General features: G+C 68.9%; 22 protein-coding genes. 9 read left to right on the forward strand and 13 right to left on the reverse strand.

All coding sequences use genetic code 11. From position 1 onward, the window contains the following. Nucleotides 1–174: 174 nt before the first annotated feature. The 4 genes from dnaG to ACSQ4M_RS17655 form a co-directional block, all read right to left on the reverse strand. A complete protein-coding gene (dnaG, locus tag ACSQ4M_RS17640) occupies nucleotides 175–2,019 on the reverse strand; it encodes a DNA primase (RefSeq protein WP_436190730.1) in 1,845 nt (614 codons plus the stop codon). 43 nt (nucleotides 2,020–2,062) lie between these two features. Continuing rightward, nucleotides 2,063–2,821 carry a 3-hydroxyacyl-CoA dehydrogenase gene (locus ACSQ4M_RS17645; protein WP_436190731.1) on the reverse strand — a complete coding sequence of 253 codons (759 nt, stop codon included), beginning with the start codon at nucleotides 2,819–2,821 and terminating at the stop codon, nucleotides 2,063–2,065. Between the two features lie 137 nt (nucleotides 2,822–2,958). Next, a complete protein-coding gene (locus ACSQ4M_RS17650; RefSeq protein WP_436190732.1) occupies nucleotides 2,959–3,999 on the reverse strand; it encodes an extracellular solute-binding protein in 1,041 nt (346 codons plus the stop codon). Between the two features lie 188 nt (nucleotides 4,000–4,187). Beyond that, nucleotides 4,188–4,739, reverse strand: a complete 552-nt coding sequence (locus ACSQ4M_RS17655; protein ID WP_056670601.1) for a phasin family protein — start codon at nucleotides 4,737–4,739, stop codon at nucleotides 4,188–4,190. A 194-nt stretch (nucleotides 4,740–4,933) separates the two neighbouring features. Between ACSQ4M_RS17655 and ACSQ4M_RS17660 the strand changes: the two genes are divergently transcribed. Continuing rightward, a complete protein-coding gene (locus tag ACSQ4M_RS17660; protein ID WP_436190733.1) occupies nucleotides 4,934–5,389 on the forward strand; it encodes an acyl-CoA thioesterase in 456 nt (151 codons plus the stop codon). A 99-nt stretch (nucleotides 5,390–5,488) separates the two neighbouring features. Here the strand turns inward: ACSQ4M_RS17660 and ACSQ4M_RS17665 are convergent, their stop codons facing one another. Continuing rightward, on the reverse strand, nucleotides 5,489–5,899 hold the full coding sequence (locus ACSQ4M_RS17665) for a hypothetical protein (RefSeq protein ID WP_436190734.1): 411 nt from the start codon (nucleotides 5,897–5,899) through the stop codon (nucleotides 5,489–5,491). Nucleotides 5,900–5,943: 44 nt separating this feature from the next. After that, nucleotides 5,944–6,168 carry a CsbD family protein gene (locus ACSQ4M_RS17670; protein WP_056670607.1) on the reverse strand — a complete coding sequence of 75 codons (225 nt, stop codon included), beginning with the start codon at nucleotides 6,166–6,168 and terminating at the stop codon, nucleotides 5,944–5,946. A gap of 217 nt (nucleotides 6,169–6,385) precedes the next feature. Between ACSQ4M_RS17670 and pncB the strand changes: the two genes are divergently transcribed. Genes pncB through ACSQ4M_RS17695 form a run of 5 tightly spaced genes read left to right on the forward strand, consistent with a single transcriptional unit; the run spans nucleotide 6,386 to nucleotide 12,496 of the window. Beyond that, entirely contained in the window at nucleotides 6,386–7,582 is a 1,197-nt protein-coding gene (pncB, locus tag ACSQ4M_RS17675) for a nicotinate phosphoribosyltransferase (protein WP_436190735.1), read from the forward strand. After that, nucleotides 7,579–8,991: a sodium:proton antiporter gene (locus ACSQ4M_RS17680; protein ID WP_436190736.1), complete on the forward strand. Its 1,413-nt coding sequence runs from the start codon at nucleotides 7,579–7,581 to the stop codon at nucleotides 8,989–8,991. The genes pncB and ACSQ4M_RS17680 overlap by 4 nt, the downstream gene beginning before the upstream one ends. 13 nt (nucleotides 8,992–9,004) lie before the next feature. Beyond that, nucleotides 9,005–9,988 carry a 2-hydroxyacid dehydrogenase gene (locus ACSQ4M_RS17685; RefSeq protein ID WP_436190737.1) on the forward strand — a complete coding sequence of 328 codons (984 nt, stop codon included), beginning with the start codon at nucleotides 9,005–9,007 and terminating at the stop codon, nucleotides 9,986–9,988. Then, the gene (locus tag ACSQ4M_RS17690; RefSeq protein ID WP_436190738.1) at nucleotides 9,981–11,324 is read left to right on the forward strand and encodes a DNA recombination protein RmuC; all 1,344 of its coding nucleotides are present in this window, start codon (nucleotides 9,981–9,983) and stop codon (nucleotides 11,322–11,324) included. The genes ACSQ4M_RS17685 and ACSQ4M_RS17690 overlap by 8 nt, the downstream gene beginning before the upstream one ends. Continuing rightward, the gene (locus tag ACSQ4M_RS17695; RefSeq protein ID WP_436190739.1) at nucleotides 11,321–12,496 is read left to right on the forward strand and encodes an MFS transporter; all 1,176 of its coding nucleotides are present in this window, start codon (nucleotides 11,321–11,323) and stop codon (nucleotides 12,494–12,496) included. The genes ACSQ4M_RS17690 and ACSQ4M_RS17695 overlap by 4 nt, the downstream gene beginning before the upstream one ends. Here ACSQ4M_RS17695 and ACSQ4M_RS17700 read toward each other — a convergent pair. Continuing rightward, nucleotides 12,484–13,353 (reverse strand): TIGR00730 family Rossman fold protein, encoded by an 870-nt coding sequence (locus tag ACSQ4M_RS17700; RefSeq protein ID WP_436190740.1) that lies wholly within the window; start codon nucleotides 13,351–13,353, stop codon nucleotides 12,484–12,486. The genes ACSQ4M_RS17695 and ACSQ4M_RS17700 overlap by 13 nt on opposite strands. Nucleotides 13,354–13,542: 189 nt before the next feature. Here ACSQ4M_RS17700 and ACSQ4M_RS17705 point away from each other — a divergent pair, with 189 nt between their 5' ends. The 3 genes from ACSQ4M_RS17705 (at nucleotide 13,543) to ACSQ4M_RS17715 (ending at nucleotide 14,992) form a co-directional block, all read left to right on the forward strand. Further along, nucleotides 13,543–13,740 carry a CsbD family protein gene (locus tag ACSQ4M_RS17705; RefSeq protein WP_436190741.1) on the forward strand — a complete coding sequence of 66 codons (198 nt, stop codon included), beginning with the start codon at nucleotides 13,543–13,545 and terminating at the stop codon, nucleotides 13,738–13,740. A 10-nt stretch (nucleotides 13,741–13,750) separates the two neighbouring features. After that, a complete protein-coding gene (locus ACSQ4M_RS17710; RefSeq protein ID WP_436190742.1) occupies nucleotides 13,751–14,167 on the forward strand; it encodes a BON domain-containing protein in 417 nt (138 codons plus the stop codon). A gap of 87 nt (nucleotides 14,168–14,254) precedes the next feature. After that, nucleotides 14,255–14,992 (forward strand): metallophosphoesterase family protein, encoded by a 738-nt coding sequence (locus tag ACSQ4M_RS17715; protein WP_436190743.1) that lies wholly within the window; start codon nucleotides 14,255–14,257, stop codon nucleotides 14,990–14,992. On the opposite strand, the gene ACSQ4M_RS17720 is transcribed toward ACSQ4M_RS17715, so the two are convergent. The 6 genes from ACSQ4M_RS17720 to ACSQ4M_RS17745 all read right to left on the reverse strand — a co-directional run bounded on the left by ACSQ4M_RS17720 (nucleotide 14,986) and on the right by ACSQ4M_RS17745 (nucleotide 18,447). Further along, nucleotides 14,986–15,474, reverse strand: a complete 489-nt coding sequence (locus tag ACSQ4M_RS17720; protein ID WP_436190744.1) for a Crp/Fnr family transcriptional regulator — start codon at nucleotides 15,472–15,474, stop codon at nucleotides 14,986–14,988. The genes ACSQ4M_RS17715 and ACSQ4M_RS17720 overlap by 7 nt on opposite strands. 33 nt (nucleotides 15,475–15,507) lie before the next feature. Continuing rightward, entirely contained in the window at nucleotides 15,508–16,647 is a 1,140-nt protein-coding gene (locus ACSQ4M_RS17725) for a zinc-binding metallopeptidase family protein (protein ID WP_436190745.1), read from the reverse strand. An 84-nt stretch (nucleotides 16,648–16,731) separates the two neighbouring features. Continuing rightward, nucleotides 16,732–17,049, reverse strand: coding sequence for a BON domain-containing protein (locus ACSQ4M_RS17730; protein ID WP_436190746.1), 318 nt, complete (start codon nucleotides 17,047–17,049; stop codon nucleotides 16,732–16,734). A 71-nt stretch (nucleotides 17,050–17,120) separates the two neighbouring features. After that, nucleotides 17,121–17,606, reverse strand: a complete 486-nt coding sequence (locus tag ACSQ4M_RS17735; RefSeq protein WP_436190747.1) for a hypothetical protein — start codon at nucleotides 17,604–17,606, stop codon at nucleotides 17,121–17,123. Further along, nucleotides 17,593–17,979, reverse strand: coding sequence for a hypothetical protein (locus ACSQ4M_RS17740; RefSeq protein WP_056670646.1), 387 nt, complete (start codon nucleotides 17,977–17,979; stop codon nucleotides 17,593–17,595). The genes ACSQ4M_RS17735 and ACSQ4M_RS17740 overlap by 14 nt, the downstream gene beginning before the upstream one ends. Before the next feature lie 42 nt (nucleotides 17,980–18,021). Next, nucleotides 18,022–18,447, reverse strand: a complete 426-nt coding sequence (locus tag ACSQ4M_RS17745) for a hypothetical protein (RefSeq protein ID WP_436190748.1) — start codon at nucleotides 18,445–18,447, stop codon at nucleotides 18,022–18,024. Nucleotides 18,448–18,471: the final 24 nt, after the last annotated feature.

Below are 18,471 nucleotides of genomic sequence, written 5' to 3' on the forward strand. Positions count from 1 at the left end.
TTCCGTCAGGAAAGAACGGTCCATGGGCAAGATGTGGGGGCGATCATTTGGAATGCAGCCCTTGCGATGAGATTGGCCGATCGTGCGCGCGTTGGCATCGGGTGGCCGGGCTCGGAGGTACTGCTGTCGCTCTTGCCGCGAGACAACCCTAGAGTATAGCCGATGCGGCCGATTTCAAGCCGCGAGCGACTTTTTCAGGGCCAGCTGCTGCAGGATGAGCTCGCGTTCGCGGCCGATGCGCTCCGGGTCGGAAGCCGGCAGTGTCTGCAGGTACTTGAGTTCTTCGGAGATCACGTCGCGGTGCAACTTGGTCAGCGTGGCGCGTACATCGGCCAGCGGCACGTCCTCGATGTCGAAGACCTTGCCCAGGGGCTGCATGTTGTCCTGCGCGACCAGCTTGCGCGCTTCGGGCTCGAAGGGCTGGCCCTGCACGCCGACGTCCAGTGCCGCCCAGGGCTGGGCGCCGTGCTCGTGCACCTGCTGGTCGACCCAGCGGAACAGCTCGCCATAGGGGCCTTCGAGCGCGCAGAGCAGGTCGTGGTCGGCATGCGTGAGGCTGTCCCAGAGCAGCGTGTTGCGCAGCAGCAGCATGGCGACATGGCTGGCATGGGCCTGCAGCGCGGGGCGGCTGGCGCTGCGGCCGCGGCTGGGGCGGGGCCGCGATGCTTCGTCCCTGCTGGCCGGGCGACGGCGCGGTTTGGGCGCATCGGGCGCGGCCCGGGGCTCCCAGAGTTCGGAGAGTTCGCGCGCGTCCAGCTGCACGAGGTCGGCCAGGTCGCCGAGCAGCTGGCGCTTGAGCGCACCGTCGGGCAACTGTGCCCAGAGCGGCTTGGCGTTGCTGGCCAGGTGGGCGCGGCCCTCGGCGCTGCCCAGGTCGCAGCCTTCGCGCGCGACGTCCACGAGGAAGCGCGACAGCGGCACGGCTTCGCCCACGCTCAGCGAAAAGGCTTCGGTGCCGTGTTCGCGGATGTAGCTGTCCGGGTCGTGCTCGGCCGGCAGGAACAGGAACTTCACGCTGCGCACGTCGCTGGCATAGGGCAGGGCGCCTTCGAGCGCCTTGCGCGCGGCGCGCCGGCCGGCGGCGTCGCCGTCGAAGCTGAACACCACGGCGTCGGTGAAACGGAACAGCTTTTGCACATGGTCGGGCGTGCAGGCCGTGCCCAGCGTGGCCACGGCGTTCGGAAAGCCGTGCTGGGCCAGCGCCACCACATCCATGTAGCCTTCGGTCACGAGCACATAGCCCATGTCGCGCAGCGCCTCGCGCGCCTCGTACAGGCCGTAGAGCTCGCGGCCCTTGCTGAACACCGGCGTCTCGGGCGAGTTCAGGTACTTGGGCTTCTCGTCGCCGAGCACGCGGCCGCCGAAGGCGATGCATTCGCCCTTGACGTTGCGGATCGGGAACATGAGGCGGTCGCGAAAGCGGTCGTAGCGCTTGCCGTCGTCGCTGTCCTCGTGGTGGATCACGAGGCCGCTGTCGACCAGCAGCGCGTCGTCGTAGTGCGGGAACACGCTGGCCAGGTTGCGCCAGCCCTCGGGCGCATAGCCCAGGCCGAAACGCTTGGCGATCTGCCCCGACAGGCCGCGCCCCTTGCAGTAGTCGATCGCGCGTGGCGACTGGCGCAGTTGCTTGCGCCAGGCCTCGCCGGCCTTCTCGAGCACGTCGGTCAGCGTGGCCTGGCGCTCGCGCTGCTCGGCGGCGCGCTGGCGTTCCTGCGGCGTGCTGTCGTCATCGGGCACATTCATGCCGACCTGCTGGGCCAGGTCCTGCACGGCCTCGCGGAAGCCCGCGCCGGTGTGCTCCATGAGGAAGCCGATCGCGTTGCCGTTCTTGCCGCAGCCGAAGCAATGAAAAAACTGCTTGCTGGGGCTGACCGTGAACGAAGGCGACTTCTCGCCGTGGAAGGGGCACAGGCCCAGGAAGTTGGCGCCGCCCTTCTTGAGCTGGACATGCCGCCCCACCACCTCGACCACGTCGACGCGGGCGAGGAGTTCCTGGACGAACGACTGGGGAATGGCCACGGGGCGAGCTTACACAGGCCGTGGCCTGTCCATGGGGGAAGGGTCAGCGCGGCGCCAGACGGATCGCGCCGTCCAGGCGGATCACCTCGCCGTTGAGCATGTCGTTCTCGAAGATGTGCAGCGCCAGCCGCGCGTAATCGGAAGGCGTGCCCAGGCGCGAGGGGAAGGGCACGCTGGCGGCCAGCGCGTCCTGCACCTCCTGCGGCATGCCGAACAGCATGGGCGTGCCGAAGATGCCGGGGGCGATGGTCATGTTGCGGATGCCGGTCTTGGCCAGGTCACGCGCGATCGGCAGCGTCATGCCGACCACGCCGCCCTTGGACGCGCTGTAGGCAGCCTGGCCGATCTGGCCATCGTAGGCCGCCACCGAGGCGGTGGAGATCAGCACGCCGCGCTCGCCCGTGGCTTCGGGCGCGTTCTTGCCCATGGCCTCGGCCGCCAGCCGGATCATGTTGAAGCTGCCCAGCAGGTTGACCATCAGCGTCTTCTGGAAGGTCGCCAGGCCATGGGCGCCGTTCTTGCCCACGGTCTTCTCGGCCGGCGCAATGCCGGCGCAGTTGACCAGGCCCATGAGCTTGCCCAACTCCACGGCCTTGGCCACGGCGGCCTGGCCGTCGGCCTCCTGGCTCACGTCGCAGCGCACGAAGGCCCCCCCGATCTCGCGGGCCAGGGCCTCGCCCTTCTCAAGCTGCAGATCGGCCACGACCACGCGGCCGCCCTTGGCGGCCAGCGCCCTCGCCGTTCCTTCGCCCAGACCCGATGCGCCGCCCGTGACGATGAAGACCTTGCCTGCGATGTCCATGTGTGCTCCTTTGGTGGTTTGACGTTGACGTAAACGTCAATTATGGCGGCGGCGCGCGGGGGAAATAAAAGGGCCGCCCATCGAGGGCGGCCCTTTTACCAGTCGCTGCGCGGGGCCCTCGCCCTGCTCTTCGCGCCTTACTTGAAGCCCACCCGGTCCAGCATCTGCTGCACCTTCAGCTGGTGCGCGCCGACCTGGCCGATCGGGATCGTCTCGGACTTGAAGCCGTTGGGCACCATGGCCGCCAGCGCCGGGTTGTCGACCTTCACGCCCTTGGCGGTCGGCCATTCGTTGTTGCCATTGGCAAAGTAGTTCTGCGCCTCGGGGCTGGCCAGGTACTCCAGCAGCTTGATGGCGTTGCCCTGGTTCTTGGCGTACCTGGCCACCGCGCCGCCGGCGATGTTCAGGTGCGTGCCCCAGCTGCCCTGGTTCGGGAACACCACGCCGACCTTCTCGGCCACGCTGCGGTCGGCCGGGTTGGTCGAGCGCATCAGGCGCGCCAGGTAGTAGCTGTTGGTGACGCCCACGCCGCACTCGCCCGAGGCCACGCCCTTGATCTGGTCGGTGTCGCCGCCCTTGGGGTCGCGCGCCAGGTTGGCCACGATGCCCTTGAGCCATTCTTCGGCCCGCGTCTCGCCCATGTGCTCCGTGACCGCGCCGAACAGGCTCAGGTTGTAGGGGTGCGAGCCCGAGCGGATGCAGATCTTGCCCTTGAGCGCTGGCGAGGCCAGCTTCTCGTAGGTGTCGACGTCGCTGGCCTTCAGCGTGGCCTTGTCGTAGACGATCACGCGGGCCCGCGTGGAGAAGCCCCACCAGGAGATACCGCCGTCGGCCGCCGGCTGCGAGCGCAGGTTGGACGGGATCGCGTCTTCCAGCAGCTTGGAGCGGATCGGCTGGAACAGGCCGTCGACCTCACCGCGGTACAGCCGGGCGGCGTCCACCAGCAGGATCACGTCGGCTGGCGAGGCCGTGCCCTCGGCCTTCAGGCGGGCGATGATGTCCGCGTCGCCCGCGTCCACACGGTTGATCTTGATGCCGGTGGCCTTCGTGAAATTGCTGTACAGCGCTTCGTCGGTGGCGTAGTGGCGGGCCGAGTACAGATTCACGACCTGGTCCTGCGCGAGCGCGGTGCCGGCTGCCAGCAGCAGCGCAGCCAGGGAAATGGCTCTCTTCAACATGAAGCTTCCTGGAACGATGGGAGCCGGCGATGGTAAGGCCAACGCGAATCGTTCTCGAAAATCCCCGGCATAAAAAAAGGCCCCGCACAGCGGGGCCCTTGAAGGGGTTCCTGAATTCCGATGAATTCGAAGAAACCCGAGGAGACAACTCGCGGGAGCCGGCCGGGCCGGTCTCCCAGAACAAGGAATCAACGCTTCTTGGCAGCGGCGGTGGCCGTCTTGCCGGCGTTCACGGCCGAGGTGGCGACCGCGTTGAAGTTGGCTTCGGCCACGTCGCTGGCTTGCTTGACGGCCTTTTGCACGGATTCCAGGGCGTTGGTGCCGGCGGCCACAGCGCTCTTGAACACGGCCACGGCGGTCTCGGAACCGGCGGGGGCGTTCTTGGCGGCGCTGTCCACGGCCGACAGGAACTTCTTCTGCACGTCGCTGGCCTGGGCTTCGAAGGCCTTGCCGAACTCGGCGCCCGTGCCTTGGGCGATTTCGTAGACGTGGCGGCTGTAAGCGGCGGTCTTCTCGGCCAGGGGCTGCAGCAGGCTGGCTTGCAGGGCCAGCAGCTCTTGCGCGTCCTTGACCGACAGGGCGGCCTGGGCGGTGTCGGCGGCTTCGGCCAGGGCGGCCTTGGAAGCGGTGACGTTCAGTTCAACCAGCTTCTCGACGCCTTCGAAGGCCTTCGAGGTCAGGCCGAACAGCAGGTCGAAGTTGGCTTTGTGGGTGGCAACGATTTGGTCAGCGGTCAGCATATGAATCTCCAGTTTGAAAATGCGCGGGATCTCTGCTGCTCTCCCGCCTCATCTGTTGATGTTGCAGTGCAGCATGGAACGAATTATAGGGATGCACTGCGGCGGTGCAAGTCTTTTTTGCTGCATTGCAACAATCTAGAGGGCGGCTTCTAAACCTGCCCGAACTTGACGAACCCCGCTGGCAGAATGCCGCGATGCCAGCCACCCCCGCCGCCGCCCCGGCCCGCGCCCAGCCGCGTGGGCGCGAAGACTTCCGGGTGTTTCGCCCGATCACCACCCGCTGGGCCGACAACGATGCCTACGGCCACGTCAACAACGTCGTCTACTACAGCTGGTTCGACACGGCCGTGAACGCTTACCTGATCGAGCAGGGCGCGCTGGACGTCGAGCGCAGTCCCACCATCGGCCTGGTGGTGGAGACGCAGTGCCAGTACTTCGCCCCGCTGGCCTTTCCCCAGACCATCGAAGCCGGCCTGCGCGTGGCGCGACTGGGCGGCAGCAGCGTGCGTTACGAGGTAGGCCTGTTCGCGCAGGGTGCGCCGCAGACGGCCGCCCATGGCCATTTCGTGCATGTGTACGTGGACCGGGCAAGCCGCCGGCCCGTGCCGGTGCCCGAGGCGTTGCGCAGCGTGCTCGCGCCGCTGCTGTGAAACGGGTTCGGGCCGGCCGGGTGCAACCCCGACCGGCCCGAACGGGCCTGCCGCACGCCATCGCGTGCCAACCAGGCCGCAAGCGGCGCGCAACAGCGATCAGCTGCGCTTGGCGTCTGCCATGGCGGCCACGTGGGCAGCCTTGGCGTCCTTCATGCACACGTCCTTGGTGTTGCCTGCGAGCGCATCGCACTTCTGCTTGGCCGTGTCGTAGGCGGCATCGGCCTTGGTCTCGACGACCTTGGCCGCGGCCTTGGCGCTGGGCTTGTACTGCGCATCGTTCTCTGCCTTGGCAACCTTCTCCTTGCCCTTGGCCTCGCTCTGGCACACGTCTTTGGCATTGCCGGCCAGGCCATCACAGCGCTGCTTGTCGGCCTTGTACTCGGCCTCGATGCGGTCTTCGGCAGCCTTGTGCTCGTCGCGCGTCATGGCGCTGGCGTGCGATGCGAAGGTGAAGGTCATGGCGACACCCAGGGCGGTCAGGGCGTGCTTGATGGTGATGGCTTGCATGGCGGTACTCCTCGGTGTGTGGCTTCGGCTTGAGAGACGGGGGGTCAGACAGACTTTTCGAAGAAGAAGTCGGGGTTGCGGCTTTCCCAGTCGCGCACCTGGCGCTCGGCTTCGTCGCGGGCGACGCCGTGGCGTTCCTGGATTCGGCCCAGCAGCTGTTCGCGACGCCCTTCGATCACGTCCAGGTCGTCGTTCGTGAGCTTGCCCCATTGCTCCTGGACCTTGCCCTTGAACTGCTTCCAGTTGCCTTCCAGCTTGTCGTTGTTCATGTGCTCTCTCCTTGTGAAACCGTCCTTCGCGGACTGCTCTGGACGTGGAGTCACTGTAGGCAGGGCGGCGCCCGCAGGCGGTAGGACGCGCCGGTCTGCCCGCGTAGGCCTGAAAGCCTTGCGCCCTGCAGAAAAAGCCGCCTGCCGCGCCTGCGACAATGCTCTGTCATCACCCTGAAGCATTGAGCCGGAGACAAGCCCGCGCGGCGCGCCAACCATGATCCTCAGCAGCCTTCTCGACACCGACCTGTACAAGTTCACGATGATGCAGGTGGTGCTGCACCAGTTCCCGGGCGCGCAGGTGGAGTACCGTTTCAAGTGCCGCAACAGCATCCCGCTGGCGCCCTACGTGAACGAGATCCGCGAGGAGATCCGCCACCTGTGCACGCTGCGCTTCCAGGACGCCGAACTCAACTACCTGCGTTCGCTGCGCTTCATCAAGAGCGACTTCATCGATTTCCTGGGCCTGTTCAAGCTCAACGAGAAGTACATCGAGGTCCAGCCGCTCGCCTCGGGCGACATCGAGATCTCGATCCGCGGGCCCTGGCTGCACACCATCCTGTTCGAGATCCCGGTGCTGGCCATCGTCAACGAGGTCTACTTCCGCAACACGGGCGCCGGTGCGCGCCTGGCCCAGGGCCGTGAGCGGCTGGACCGCAAGATCGCGCAGCTGCAGGCCGATGGCCTGGCCGACCTCAAGATCGCCGACTACGGCACGCGTCGGCGCTTCTCAAAGACTTGGCACGAGGAGGTGCTGCGGCGCCTGGCCGAGCGCCTGGGCACGGGCCCCACCGGCCAGCTCGCCGGCACCAGCAATGTGCTGTACGCGATGAAGCTGGGCCTGACGCCGCTCGGCACTGTGGCGCACGAGTACCTGCAGGCCTGCCAGGCGCTCGGCCCGCGGCTGCGCGACAGCCAGGTGTTCGCGTTCGACTCCTGGGCCAAGGAGTACCGCGGCGACCTGGGCATCGCCCTGTCCGACGTGTACGGCATGAGTGCCTTCCTGCGCGACTTCGACATGTACTTCTGCAAGCTGTTCGACGGCGCGCGCCACGACAGCGGCGACCCCTTCACCTGGGGCGAGCGGCTGATCGAGCACTACCGTCAGAACCGCGTGGATCCGCACACCAAGACGCTGATCTTCAGCGACGGACTCACGGTCCCGCGCACCATCGAGCTCTACCAGCGCTTCCGCGGCCGCTGCCAGCTGGCCTTCGGCATCGGCACCAACCTCACGAACGACCTGGGCGATGCCCCCGCGCATGTGCCGCTGCAGATCGTCATCAAGATGGTGCGCTGCAACGGCCAGCCCGTGGCCAAGCTGTCGGACACGCCGTCCAAGAACATGTGCGACGACGAGAAGTACCTGGCCTACCTGCGCCAGGTGTTCGAGATCGAGCAGCCTGCCGTATGAGCGGCCGCACTTGGCGCACGCTGGCGGGCGTGCTGGGGCTGGCTGCGCCGCTGGCCGGATGGGGTGCCGAGATCGATGGGCGCGCCTTGTCGGCCTGGTGGGGGCTGCCGTTCGCCGGCGTGCTGCTGTCGATTGCGCTGTTCCCGCTGTTCGCCATGCGCATCTGGCACCACCATTTCGGCAAGATCACGGCGGCCTGGGCGCTGGCCTTCTTCGTGCCCTTCGTGCTGGTGTTCGGGCCGGGCCTGGCCGGTGCCAGCCTGGTCCATGCGCTGTTGGCCGAGTACATCCCCTTCATCGTGCTGCTGACCGCGCTGTTCGCGGTGGCCGGGGGCATCTACATCCGCGGCAACCTGCACGGCAGCCCGGCGCTGAACACCGGCATCCTGGCCATTGGCGCCGTGCTGGCCAGCTTCATGGGCACGACGGGCGCCTCCATGCTGCTGATCCGTCCGCTGGTGCGCGCCAACGACAACCGCCGGCACAAGGCCCATGTGGTCGTCTTCTTCATCTTCATCGTCTCCAACATCGGCGGCTCGCTGACGCCGCTGGGCGACCCGCCGCTGTTCCTGGGCTTCCTGAAGGGCGTGGAGTTCTTCTGGACGCTGCGCAACATCCTGCCCGAGACGGCGTTCATGCTGGCCTGCCTGCTGGTGTTGTTCTATGTGCTGGACAGCTGGTACTACCGCCGCGAAGGCGTGCTGCCTGTCGATCCCACGCCCGACACCCCGCGCCTGGGCTTCGACGGCGGCATCAACTTCGTGTTGTTGCTGGCTGTGGTCGGCCTGGTGCTCATGAGCGGCCTGTGGCAATCGTCCGTGGTGTTCGATGTGTTCGGCACGCCGCTGCCGCTGCCCTCGCTGGTGCGCGACGTCGGCCTGGTCGTGGTCACCGTGCTGTCGCTCAAGCTCACCGCCGCCAAGGTGCATGCCGATAACCAGTTCTCCTGGGGCCCGATGGCCGAGGTGGCCAAGCTGTTCGCAGGCATCTTCCTGACCATCATTCCCGTGATCGCGATGCTGCGTGCCGGCGTCGACGGACCCTTCGGCGCCGTGGTGCGTGCCGTGACCGGGCCGGACGGCCAGCCGCTGCCCGCCATGTACTTCTGGGCCACGGGCGTGCTGAGCTCCTTCCTCGACAACGCGCCCACCTACCTGGTGTTCTTCAACACCGCAGGGGGCGACCCGCAGCATCTCATGACCACGCTGGCGCCCACGCTGGCCGCGATCTCGGCCGGCGCCGTGTTCATGGGTGCCAACTCCTACATCGGCAACGCGCCCAACCTGATGGTCAAGGCGATTGCCGAGGAGCGCGGCGTGGCCATGCCCAGTTTCTTCGGCTACATGGCCTGGTCCTGTGCCGTGCTGGTGCCGCTGTTCGTCGTGCTCACGTTCATCTTCTTCGTCTGAAAGGCGCCCATCCATGTCCAAGCCCTCCGTCCTCGTCGCCCGTGCCGTGTTCCCCGAAGTGCTGGCCCGGCTGGCCGCGCATTTCGAGGTCAGCGACAACCAGGCCGACGCGAGCTGGAGCGCCGACGAACTGGCGGCCCGCCTGGCCGGCAGGCAGGGCGTGTTCACCACGGCCAGCGAGCGCATCGACGCGGCCCTGCTGGCACGCTGCCCCGATCTCAAGATTGCTGCCAACATGGCGGTCGGCTACAACAACTTCGACCTCGACGCCATGAGCGCACGCGGCGTGCTGGCCACCAACGCGCCCGACGTGCTGACCGAGACCACGGCCGACTTCGGCTTCGCGCTGCTGATGGCCACGGCCCGGCGCATCGCCGAGAGCGAGCATTACCTGCGCGCCGGCCAGTGGACCAAGTGGAGCTACGACCTCTTCGCCGGCAGCGACGTGCACGGCGCCACGCTCGGCATCCTGGGCATGGGCCGCATCGGCCAGGGCATCGCCAGGCGCGGCGCCCATGGCTTCGGCATGAATGTGGTCTACCACAACCGTTCGCGCCTGACCCCCGAACTGGAAGCCGAATGCAAGGCCCGCTACGTCAGCAAGGAAGAGCTGCTGCGCCAGGCCGACCACCTGGTGCTGGTGCTGCCGTACTCGCCGGCCTCGCACCACGCCATCGGCGCGGCCGAACTCGCGCAGATGAAGCCCACGGCCACGCTCATCAACATCGCGCGCGGCGGCATCGTCGACGACGCTGCACTGGCCCGGGCGCTCAAAGACAGGCGCATCGCCGCCGCCGGCCTGGACGTGTTCGAGGGCGAGCCCTCGGTGCACCCGGATCTCCTGAGCGTACCCAATGTGGTGCTGACCCCGCACATCGCCAGCGCCAGCGTGCCCACGCGCCTGGCCATGGCCAATCTCGCGGCCGACAACCTGATCGGCTACCTCGTGCACGGCAAACCCTTGACGCCCTTGAACGCCGCCGCCTTGCATGCCTGAACTTGCGCTCGCCACCTGGCTGCTGCTGGGCCTGGCAGCGCTCAACGTGGTGCTGCTCGTGCTGCTGCTGAGCCGGCCGATCTCCCGCGCGGCCGAATTCGACGACCTCGTGCGCGCCCACACCGAGCGCACCGAGCGCAACCTGCGCCAGGAACTGGCCGACGGCGCACGCGGCAGCCGCCAGGAAAGCGCGCAGGCCCTGGGCAGCTTCCAGCGCACACTGCTGGCCCAGGGGGCCGAGGCCACGCGCACGCAGAACGCCCAGATCGACGCGCTGGCCCAGCAACTGGCACTGCTGCAGAAGTCGCTGGCCGACACGCTGGCGCAGCAGCTCATGGGCCTGTCGGAGTCCAACGCCCGGCGCCTGGCCGAAGTGCGTGCCACCATGGAAACGCAACTGGCCCAGCTGCAGGCCAGCAATGCCGGCAAGCTCGACGAGATGCGCCGCACCGTGGACGAGAAGCTGCAGAGCACGCTGGAGACACGCCTGGGCGAGAGCTTCCGCCAGGTGGCCGAGCGGCTGGAGCAGGTCTACAAGGGCCTGGGCGAGATGCAGACCCTGGCCCAGGGCGTGGGCGACCTGAAGCACCTGCTCAGCAACGTGAAGACGCGCGGCATGTTCGGCGAGGCGCAGCTGGCCGGGCTGCTGGAGCAGGTGTTCGCGCCCGAGCAGTACGCGGCCCAGGTCTCGACCAGGCCCGGCCAGCGCCATGCGGTGGACTTCGCCGTGCGCCTGCCCGGCCGCGGCGACGACGGCGCGCCGGTCTGGCTGCCGATCGACGCCAAGTTCCCCAACGAGGACTACGAACGCCTGCTCGACGCGCAGCAGCGCGCCGATGCGCCGGCCGTGGAGCAGGCTGCTCGTGCGCTGGAAGGCCGCATCCGGCTGGAAGCCCGGTCGATCTCCGACAAGTACGTGGAGCCGCCCCACACCACGGACTTCGCGATCCTGTTCCTGCCCACCGAGGGCCTGTACGCCGAGGTGCTGCGCCGGCCCGGCCTGGTCGAGGCGCTGCAGCGCGAGCACCGCATCACGCTGGCCGGCCCCACCACCTTGCTGGCCATGCTCAACGCACTGCAGATGGGCTTTCGCACGCTGGCGCTGGAAAAGCGCAGCAGCGAGGTGTGGCAAGTGCTGGGCGCTGTCAAGAGCGAGTTCCAGAAGTTCGGCGGCGTGCTGGCCGACGTGCGGCGCCAGACCCAGACCGTGCTCAACACGCTGGACAAGGCGCAGACCCGCAGCAACGTGCTGACGCGGCGCCTGCGCGACGTGGAGGCCTTGCCCGGCGCCCAGGCGCTGCTGCCCGAGGACGACGAGGCGGGCGAAGGCGCATGACGGGCCGCGAACTGCTGCGCCTGATCGCAGCCCAGGTCTGCCTGCACGCCACCATGGCCGGCATGCGCCTGGCCACGCCGCTGCTGGCGCTGCAGCAGGGCCACAGTCCGGCGGCCGTCGGCGTGCTGATTGCGCTGTTCGCGCTGACCCAGGTGTTCCTCGCGCTGCCGGCTGGCCGCTTCGCCGACCGCCATGGCCTGAAGCTGCCGATGACCCTGTCGGCGGTGGCGGCCTCGGGCGGCGTGCTGCTGGCTCTGGTGTGGCCCAGCTTCATGGCCATGTGCGTGGCCGCACTCATGACAGGCGGCGCCACCGGCGCCACCGTGATCGCGCTGCAGCGCCACGTGGGCCGCTCCGCGCACGACACCAGCGAACTCAAGCGCGTGTTCAGCTGGCTGGCCATCGCGCCGGCGGCCGCCAACTTCCTCGGGCCCTTCGCGGCGGGCCTGCTGATCGACCATGCCGGGCGCGCGCCGGCGGACCTGCTGGCCTTCCGCGTGAGCTTCTTCGCGCTGGCGCTGCTGCCGCTGGCCAGCTGGCTGCTGGTGCGCCGCGCCCAGGAGCAGCCGCCGAGCCCGCCGCCCGCGGGCAGCGCGCCCACGCGCGCCTGGGACCTGCTGCGCGCGCCCATGTTCCGCCGCCTGCTCTTCGTGAACTGGCTGCAGTCCTCCAGCTGGGACGTGCATTCCTTCGTGCTGCCGGTGCTGGGCCATGAGCGCGGCCTGAGCGCCGCGGTGATCGGCACGCTGCTGGGCGCCTTCGCCATCGCTGCTGCGCTGGTGCGCGTGGTGTTGCCCGTGATCGCGGCGCGCGTGGCCGAGCGGCATGTGATCTTCACCTCCACCGTGGTCACGGCGGCGGTGTTCGCGGTCTACCCGCTGCTGTACTCGCCCTGGTCCATGGGTGCCTGCTCGGTTGTGCTGGGCCTGGCCCTGGGTGCCGTGCAGCCCATGGTCATGAGCCTGCTGCACCAGCTCACGCCGCCGCACCGCCAGGGCGAGGCGCTGGGCCTGCGGCTCATGACCATCAACGCCTCCAGCGTCGCCATGCCCATGCTGTTCGGCACGGTCGGCGCGCTGATCGGCATCGGCGGCGTGTTCTGGATCGTCGGCGGCGTGCTCGCGTTGGGTGGGCGCGCCGTGCTCGGTCTACAGATCGATCACAAGGCGTAGAACGCCTGGATCGCGGCCCAGGCGTCTTCGGGCTGGTCCACGTAGCTGAACAGCTTCAAGTCGTCGGGCGAAATCGCGCCTTCCTCGATCAGCACGTCCAGGTTCAGCAGCCGCTTCCAGTAGCTCGAGCCGAACAGCACGATGGGCACGGCCTTGGCCTTGCCGGTCTGCACCAGCGTGAGCACCTCGAACAGTTCGTCCAGCGTGCCGAAGCCGCCGGGGAAGGCCACCAGCGCCTTGGCACGCATCATGAAATGCATCTTGCGCAGCGCGAAGTAGTGGAACTTGAAGGACAGGCTGGGCGTGATGAAGCGGTTGCCGCTCTGCTCGTGCGGCAACGCGATGTTCAGGCCCACGTTGGCCGCGCCGGCCTCGTGCGCGCCGCGGTTGGCCGCTTCCATGATGCCGGGGCCGCCACCGGTGCAGATCACCAGGCGCTCGGCCGCGGGGCGGCTGGCGCTGTCGCGCGCCACCAGCTCGGCGAAGCGGCGGGCCTGGTCGTAGTAGCGCGCATTGCGCATGCGGCGCTCGGCCAGCTTCAGGGCCTGGGCGTCGCCGCTGCTGCGCGCGGCCGCCAGCTCCAGTTCGGCCTGCTCGGGCGCCGGGAAGCGCGCACTGCCGAACACCACGATGGTGTTTTCAATGCCCTGGGCCTGCTGCTCCAGGTCGGGCTTGAGCATCTCCAGCTGGAAGCGGATGCCGCGCGTCTCTCGGCGCAGCAGGAATTCAGGGTCGGCGAACGCCAGCCGGTAGGCATCGGCCTGCAGCGGCTGTCCCTGGTCGGCGGAGGCCTGCAGCTGGGACCAGGCGGCGGCCACGTCCACGTTGCGCTTGTCGAGGGTATCGGTGTTTTCCATTTGGAAGCTATTTTGCAGGCAAAGCGTGACCCCTCGGGTTTCCCCGACTGGCCTGGAGCGGGGGCTGTGTCCTACGCCCGCATCGGTTCGTGCCGACAGGCCCGGGCCGCCCGCCCGACCATGATGGACCCAGGCCACAGCGGCAGTGCCGCAGGCCTTCCACCAACCTGTCAGGAAAGGACATCCACCATGAACAAGAACCAAGTTTCCGGCCGCGTCGAACAAGCCAAGGGCGCCGTCAAGGAAGTTGCGGGCAAGGCCGTGGGCAATGCCAGCCTGCAAGCCGAGGGCAACGTGCAGAAGAACATGGGCAAGGCCGAGAAGCATCTCGGCGACGCCCGTGAGCACGCCAAGGACAAGGCCAAGGACGCCGTGGACAAGCTTTGAGGAGCAGAGCATGAAGACCAAGCAACTCTCCCTGCGCGCAGCCGGCCTGCTGGCTACCAGCGCGCTGGCGCTGGGCCTGGTGGCCTGCGGCGAGCGCGTGGACACCGCAGGTGCCCAGCCGACCGAACCGACCGTGGGCCAGCGCGTGGATTCGGCCGCGGAGCGCACCGCCAACGCCGCCGGCAACATGGCGCAGAACGTCGAGCGCAAGGTCGACGATGCAGCCATCACGGCCTCGGTGAACGCCAGCCTGGCCAAGGACCCGGACCTCTCGGCCATGAAGATCAACGTGGACACCAAGTCCGGCGTGGTCACGCTGAACGGCCCGGCGCCGACCGCTGCCGCCAAGGACCGCGCGACCAGCCTGGCCCAGGCCGTGGATGGTGTGGCCGGCGTCAACAACAACCTGGAAGTGCGCGCGGGCTGATCTCCACCTCCGCAGCACCGAGGAGCCGCTTTCGAGCGGCTCCTTTTTTTGTGTCATGCGCTGCATGGGCGCTTAAAGTCGGGCGCGATGCGCATCCTGCTGACCTCCGACCTGCACTACAAACTGCGCCAGTACGACTGGTTGTTCCAGAGGGCGGCGGACTTCGATGCGGTGGTGGTGGCAGGCGACCACCTGGACGTGGTGTCCGCCGTGCCGGCCGAGGTGCAGGTGGCCGCGTTGTCGACCACGCTGGCGCGGCTGTCGGCCCTGGTGCCGGTGCTGGCGTGCTCGGGCAACCACGACCTCAACACCCGCAATGCCGCCGGCGAGAAGACGGCCGACTGGCTCGATGGCCTGCGTGGCCCGCGGCTGGCGGTGGATGGCGACAGCCTGTGCATCGCCGGCACGCTGTTCACGGTTTGCCCCTGGTGGGACGGCCCGCATGCGCAGGCCGCGGTGCGTCGGCAGCTGGAGGCCGCCGCGCTGCGCCGCGGCGAGGCCGCCGCGGGCCGCTGGGTCTGGGTCTACCACGCACCGCCCGAGGGTGGCCTCAGCTGGACCGGCCGGCGCCACTACGGCGACCCCTTGCTGCCCGAGCTGGTCGCCAGCCTGCGCCCAAGCGCCGTGCTTTGCGGCCACATCCACGAAGCCCCGTTCAAGGCCGGCGGTGCCTGGGCCGAGCGCATCGGCGGCACCTGGCTGTTCAATGCGGGCCGGCAGATCGGCGATGTGCCTGCGCGCATCGAGATCGACCTCGCGGCCGGCACCGCCACCTGGGTCTCGCTGGCCGGTGTCGAGACGCGGGTCCTGGACCAGCTTCAGTAGTCGGGCACGTCGGCGCGCTCGGAGCCCGGCGCCTGCGGCGGCCTGGGCTGCTGCTCCATGAGCCGCGCGAGCACCTGGTCCATCAGCGCCAGATGGGTGCCGGTGCCGGCGTATTGCTGCTGCAGATCGACCAGGTAGGCGGTGACGGTCTGCAGCCGGCGCGCCAGCAGCTGGGCAATGGCCAGCGTGAGGGCCGGATCGCTGCGCACGGCCGCGGCAGCCGGGTGGATGACCTGCACCAGGCTGTCGCTGGCGGCGATCACGCTCGCGCTGGCCGGCGTGTTCAGCAGCGGCCCGATCTCGCCCAGGAAGGCGCCGGGTTCGCGCACCTGCACGATGCGCACGCCGGCACGCACGATGTCGAATGCGCCCTGGCTCAGGACGTAGAGGTGGTCGCTGCGCTCGGCTTCCCGGATCAGCACGGTGCCGGCCGGGATCGCGCGCTCTGGCCACTGGCTGGCCGTGGAAGAGGGATGGGACATGGCCCCGATTCTGGGGCCCGCGCGCGCAGGGGTCTATGTCGGCGTGGCCTCGGGCTGGGCGTCGGCCTGGACAGGCGCGCCGGCCTGGGCGATCACGTCGTGCACGAAGCGCAGCTTGCGCAGCGCCTGCTCGCTGAGCGCGAACGGGTAGGCGTCGTCCTGTCCCAGGCTGCGGTTCAGGCTGTTGAGCAGCAGCGTGACCGGGACCCATTGCGCGATCCATTCGTCGAAGCTGCTGCGACCCTCCTGGAACGGATCGGCCGGGCGGCTGGGCTGCGCGCCCTCGGCGCTGGGCAGCACGATGCGCGTGCGGTAGGAGGCCGCGGTCTCCAGCAGGTCCACCATGTGCAGGTAGTGGGCCCAGGTCTCGGCCCAGTCCTCCCAGGGGTGCGCGGCCGCGTAGGCGCTCACGAAGCCCGGCCGCCAGTCGGGCTTGCCGTCGCCGGCCGCATAGTGGGCCTGCAGGGCCTGCATGTAGTCCTGGCTCTCGTCGCCGAACAGCGCGCGGAAGTCGGCCAGGTGCTGCGGGTGGTCGCGCACCAGCTGGTCCCAGTAGTAGTGGCCGGACTCGTGGCGCAGGTGGCCCAGCAGGGTGCGGTAGGGCTCGAACAGCTGCACGCGGCGGCGCACGCGCTCGTCGTCGTCGGCCTCGGCCACGTTCAGCGTGATCACGCCGGCGGCATGGCCGGTCATGACCGGTGCCTGGCCGGGCAGGTCGGCCATGAACTGGTAGATGGGGCCTTCCTTGGCGCGCGGGTCGGCCAGGCCCAGGCGCAGCAGGGTGTAGAGCAGGCGCCGCTTGGCCGTCTCGATGCGGATCCAGCGCGGCACGTTCTCGGGCACCGACAGGTCGGGCAGGATGCGCGTCTGTCGGCAGGACATGCACAGCGGGTTGGGATCGTCGGCCGCGACCGTGAAATTGCAGGCCTGGTAGCGCGTCTGGTTCTGGCACAGGCGGTACTGCGGCGTGCTGCCCTCGCCGGAGCTGCGCGGCTGCCATAGCGGCTCCACCGGTGGCACCTGCGGGTCGGGCGGCGCGGAGACCTGCACAGGCTCGATCGCCGTGACGGCCATGCGCTCGGGCACGAAGGCCAGCGCACTGCCGCACTGCAGGCATTGCACGTTCTCGAAGAACACCGGATGACCACAATGGTCGCAACTGAAGATCTGCATGGAATGCCTTGTTTGGCCGTCTCGCGAAAAACGGGCGCACACCCGTGGTGTGCGCCCGTTCAGTCTGGGTCTGCTGGGTGCCGCTCAGGGGCGCACGGCCAGCGTGTTGCGCACGTCGCGCACGCCCTTGACCTCGCGCGCCAGGCGCTCGGCCTGGCTGCGCTCGGCACCGGACTTGGCGAAGCCGGACAGGTTGACGGTGCCGTTCAGCGTCTGGACGTTGATGGCGCCGGCGTCCACGGTCTTGTCTTCGACGAACTTGGCTTTCACCGCGGTGGTGATGGCCGCGTCGTCGACATAGGCTCCCATGGTCTGCTGGTCGCGCACGACGGCGCAGCCGGTGATGGTGGCCACGCTCAGGGCGGCGACGAGAACGAGGGTGATGGGGCGGAAGGTGCGCATGGTTGGCTCCTGTGGCTTGTTGTGGTGCGGAACAGTGGCGGCGACAGGCTGCACGAGGCCTGGCGCCGGTCTCACGCGGCGCCCGTGCGGTGGCCAGGCGCCACCGCTGCGGTCGTGCGTGGGATTTCCTCCTCGCGGGGATCGGTATCCGCGCCCTGCGGCGCGGCAACGAACGAGCGTGCCGTGGCCTTCAGGTCGGACGATTTCATGAGGGCGAAGGCCACACCGGTCAGCGGCAGCAGATGCCACACGCGCAGCAGTGCCAGCGCAGCACCGGCCCCGGCGGCCATGCCGACCAGCCGGTAGGGCTTGTCCTCGGCGTAGTCCTGCAGGGCAGGACGGGCGAAATCGACGGCGTTGTGCATCGGGTGCGAATGCCACCAGACGCGGGCCGCGCGGCGCATGCGCGGCAGCATGCCCTGCTGCTGTGCCGCGTCCGTATCCTCGGGCGGCAGGCCGGGGCGGCGGCGGCGCGCGAGCTGGCGCGCCAGCGCGTTGCGGGTCATCTCGAGCCGCTCGCGCGGCGTGGGCTCGCTGGCCAGTTCAATGGTGTCCATGGCCACCTTCTCCTGCGGTACGCAACAGGCCGATGTCGGCCGCCATCTGCCGGCGCAACTCTGCGAAGCGCTCGCCGGGCGAGGGACGGCGGCTGGCCAGCAAGGCCGCCAGCGTGATCAAGAGGGCAACGCCCGGAACCGCCGCCAGGCCCCAGTGGAACTGCCCGTGCAGCAGGCCGAGCATGGCGGCGACGCCGGCCAGCAGCACGAACATCAGGCCGAACACGCCCGCCACGGCCAGTGCCAGCGCGCGCAGCTTGAGGTCGCGGCCGGTGGCCGCCGCCTCCTCGCTGGCCAGGGCCAGGTAGGCCGACAGGTGGTCGACCACGAGGTCGGGCCGGGAGACCACGGTGGAGAAGATGGGATGCAGCATCGTCGTGGTGGGGTGCAGCGTGGAAAGGGCAGGGCGCGCGGCTCAGTAGCTGCGGTGCGCGCTCTCGCGGCGCTTGCGCGCGCTGCTCGCGGTGACCATCGCCAGCGCGGCGATCACGGCACCCGCGGCGGCGGCGATCAGGATGGCGCGCACGGGCTGGTCGGCCACGTAGCGCTCGGTCACGGCCGCGCATTGGCGCAGCGTCTGCTGTGCGCGCGCGCCGGTCTGCGATGCGAGGTCCAGGCTGCGGTGCGCAAGCTTCTGCGCGTTGCTGGCAATGTCCTCCAGCGCCGGGTCGATGCGGCCGCGCGCCCTGCGCACCGCGCTGTCGGCGCTGTCCAGCGCATGCTGGGCCAGGTCGCGGGTGGAGTCGACCGCTTCGTGCGCCGACTGCAGCACCCGGTCGGAGAGGTGGCGGGTCATCTGGTCGGCGTCGCGGGCCAGGCCGTTGTGCGTGCGGAGGTTCATTGCAGTTTCCTTGTGTTCGTTGGG

It is taken from the genome of Pseudorhodoferax sp. LjRoot39 (genome assembly GCF_964253035.1).
Lineage (GTDB): Bacteria > Pseudomonadota > Gammaproteobacteria > Burkholderiales > Burkholderiaceae_C > Pseudorhodoferax.

What these genes read in the sequence shown, in the direction of transcription:
- ACSQ4M_RS17685 (WP_436190737.1), top strand. Translation starts at nt 9,005, where the DNA reads ATGTCCAAGCCCTCCGTCCTCGTCGCCCGTGCCGTGTTCCCCGAAGTG.
- ACSQ4M_RS17710 (WP_436190742.1), top strand. Translation starts at nt 13,751, where the DNA reads ATGAAGACCAAGCAACTCTCCCTGCGCGCAGCCGGCCTGCTGGCTACC.
- ACSQ4M_RS17705 (WP_436190741.1), top strand. Translation starts at nt 13,543, where the DNA reads ATGAACAAGAACCAAGTTTCCGGCCGCGTCGAACAAGCCAAGGGCGCC.
- ACSQ4M_RS17725 (WP_436190745.1), bottom strand. Translation starts at nt 16,647, where the DNA reads ATGCAGATCTTCAGTTGCGACCATTGTGGTCATCCGGTGTTCTTCGAG.
- ACSQ4M_RS17695 (WP_436190739.1), top strand. Translation starts at nt 11,321, where the DNA reads ATGACGGGCCGCGAACTGCTGCGCCTGATCGCAGCCCAGGTCTGCCTG.
- ACSQ4M_RS17720 (WP_436190744.1), bottom strand. Translation starts at nt 15,474, where the DNA reads ATGTCCCATCCCTCTTCCACGGCCAGCCAGTGGCCAGAGCGCGCGATC.
- ACSQ4M_RS17730 (WP_436190746.1), bottom strand. Translation starts at nt 17,049, where the DNA reads ATGCGCACCTTCCGCCCCATCACCCTCGTTCTCGTCGCCGCCCTGAGC.
- ACSQ4M_RS17690 (WP_436190738.1), top strand. Translation starts at nt 9,981, where the DNA reads ATGCCTGAACTTGCGCTCGCCACCTGGCTGCTGCTGGGCCTGGCAGCG.
- ACSQ4M_RS17660 (WP_436190733.1), top strand. Translation starts at nt 4,934, where the DNA reads ATGCCAGCCACCCCCGCCGCCGCCCCGGCCCGCGCCCAGCCGCGTGGG.
- ACSQ4M_RS17715 (WP_436190743.1), top strand. Translation starts at nt 14,255, where the DNA reads ATGCGCATCCTGCTGACCTCCGACCTGCACTACAAACTGCGCCAGTAC.
- ACSQ4M_RS17700 (WP_436190740.1), bottom strand. Translation starts at nt 13,353, where the DNA reads ATGGAAAACACCGATACCCTCGACAAGCGCAACGTGGACGTGGCCGCC.
- ACSQ4M_RS17735 (WP_436190747.1), bottom strand. Translation starts at nt 17,606, where the DNA reads ATGGACACCATTGAACTGGCCAGCGAGCCCACGCCGCGCGAGCGGCTC.
- ACSQ4M_RS17655 (WP_056670601.1), bottom strand. Translation starts at nt 4,739, where the DNA reads ATGCTGACCGCTGACCAAATCGTTGCCACCCACAAAGCCAACTTCGAC.
- pncB (WP_436190735.1), top strand. Translation starts at nt 6,386, where the DNA reads ATGATCCTCAGCAGCCTTCTCGACACCGACCTGTACAAGTTCACGATG.
- ACSQ4M_RS17745 (WP_436190748.1), bottom strand. Translation starts at nt 18,447, where the DNA reads ATGAACCTCCGCACGCACAACGGCCTGGCCCGCGACGCCGACCAGATG.
- ACSQ4M_RS17670 (WP_056670607.1), bottom strand. Translation starts at nt 6,168, where the DNA reads ATGAACAACGACAAGCTGGAAGGCAACTGGAAGCAGTTCAAGGGCAAG.
- ACSQ4M_RS17645 (WP_436190731.1), bottom strand. Translation starts at nt 2,821, where the DNA reads ATGGACATCGCAGGCAAGGTCTTCATCGTCACGGGCGGCGCATCGGGT.
- ACSQ4M_RS17680 (WP_436190736.1), top strand. Translation starts at nt 7,579, where the DNA reads ATGAGCGGCCGCACTTGGCGCACGCTGGCGGGCGTGCTGGGGCTGGCT.
- ACSQ4M_RS17650 (WP_436190732.1), bottom strand. Translation starts at nt 3,999, where the DNA reads ATGTTGAAGAGAGCCATTTCCCTGGCTGCGCTGCTGCTGGCAGCCGGC.
- ACSQ4M_RS17740 (WP_056670646.1), bottom strand. Translation starts at nt 17,979, where the DNA reads ATGCTGCATCCCATCTTCTCCACCGTGGTCTCCCGGCCCGACCTCGTG.
- ACSQ4M_RS17665 (WP_436190734.1), bottom strand. Translation starts at nt 5,899, where the DNA reads ATGCAAGCCATCACCATCAAGCACGCCCTGACCGCCCTGGGTGTCGCC.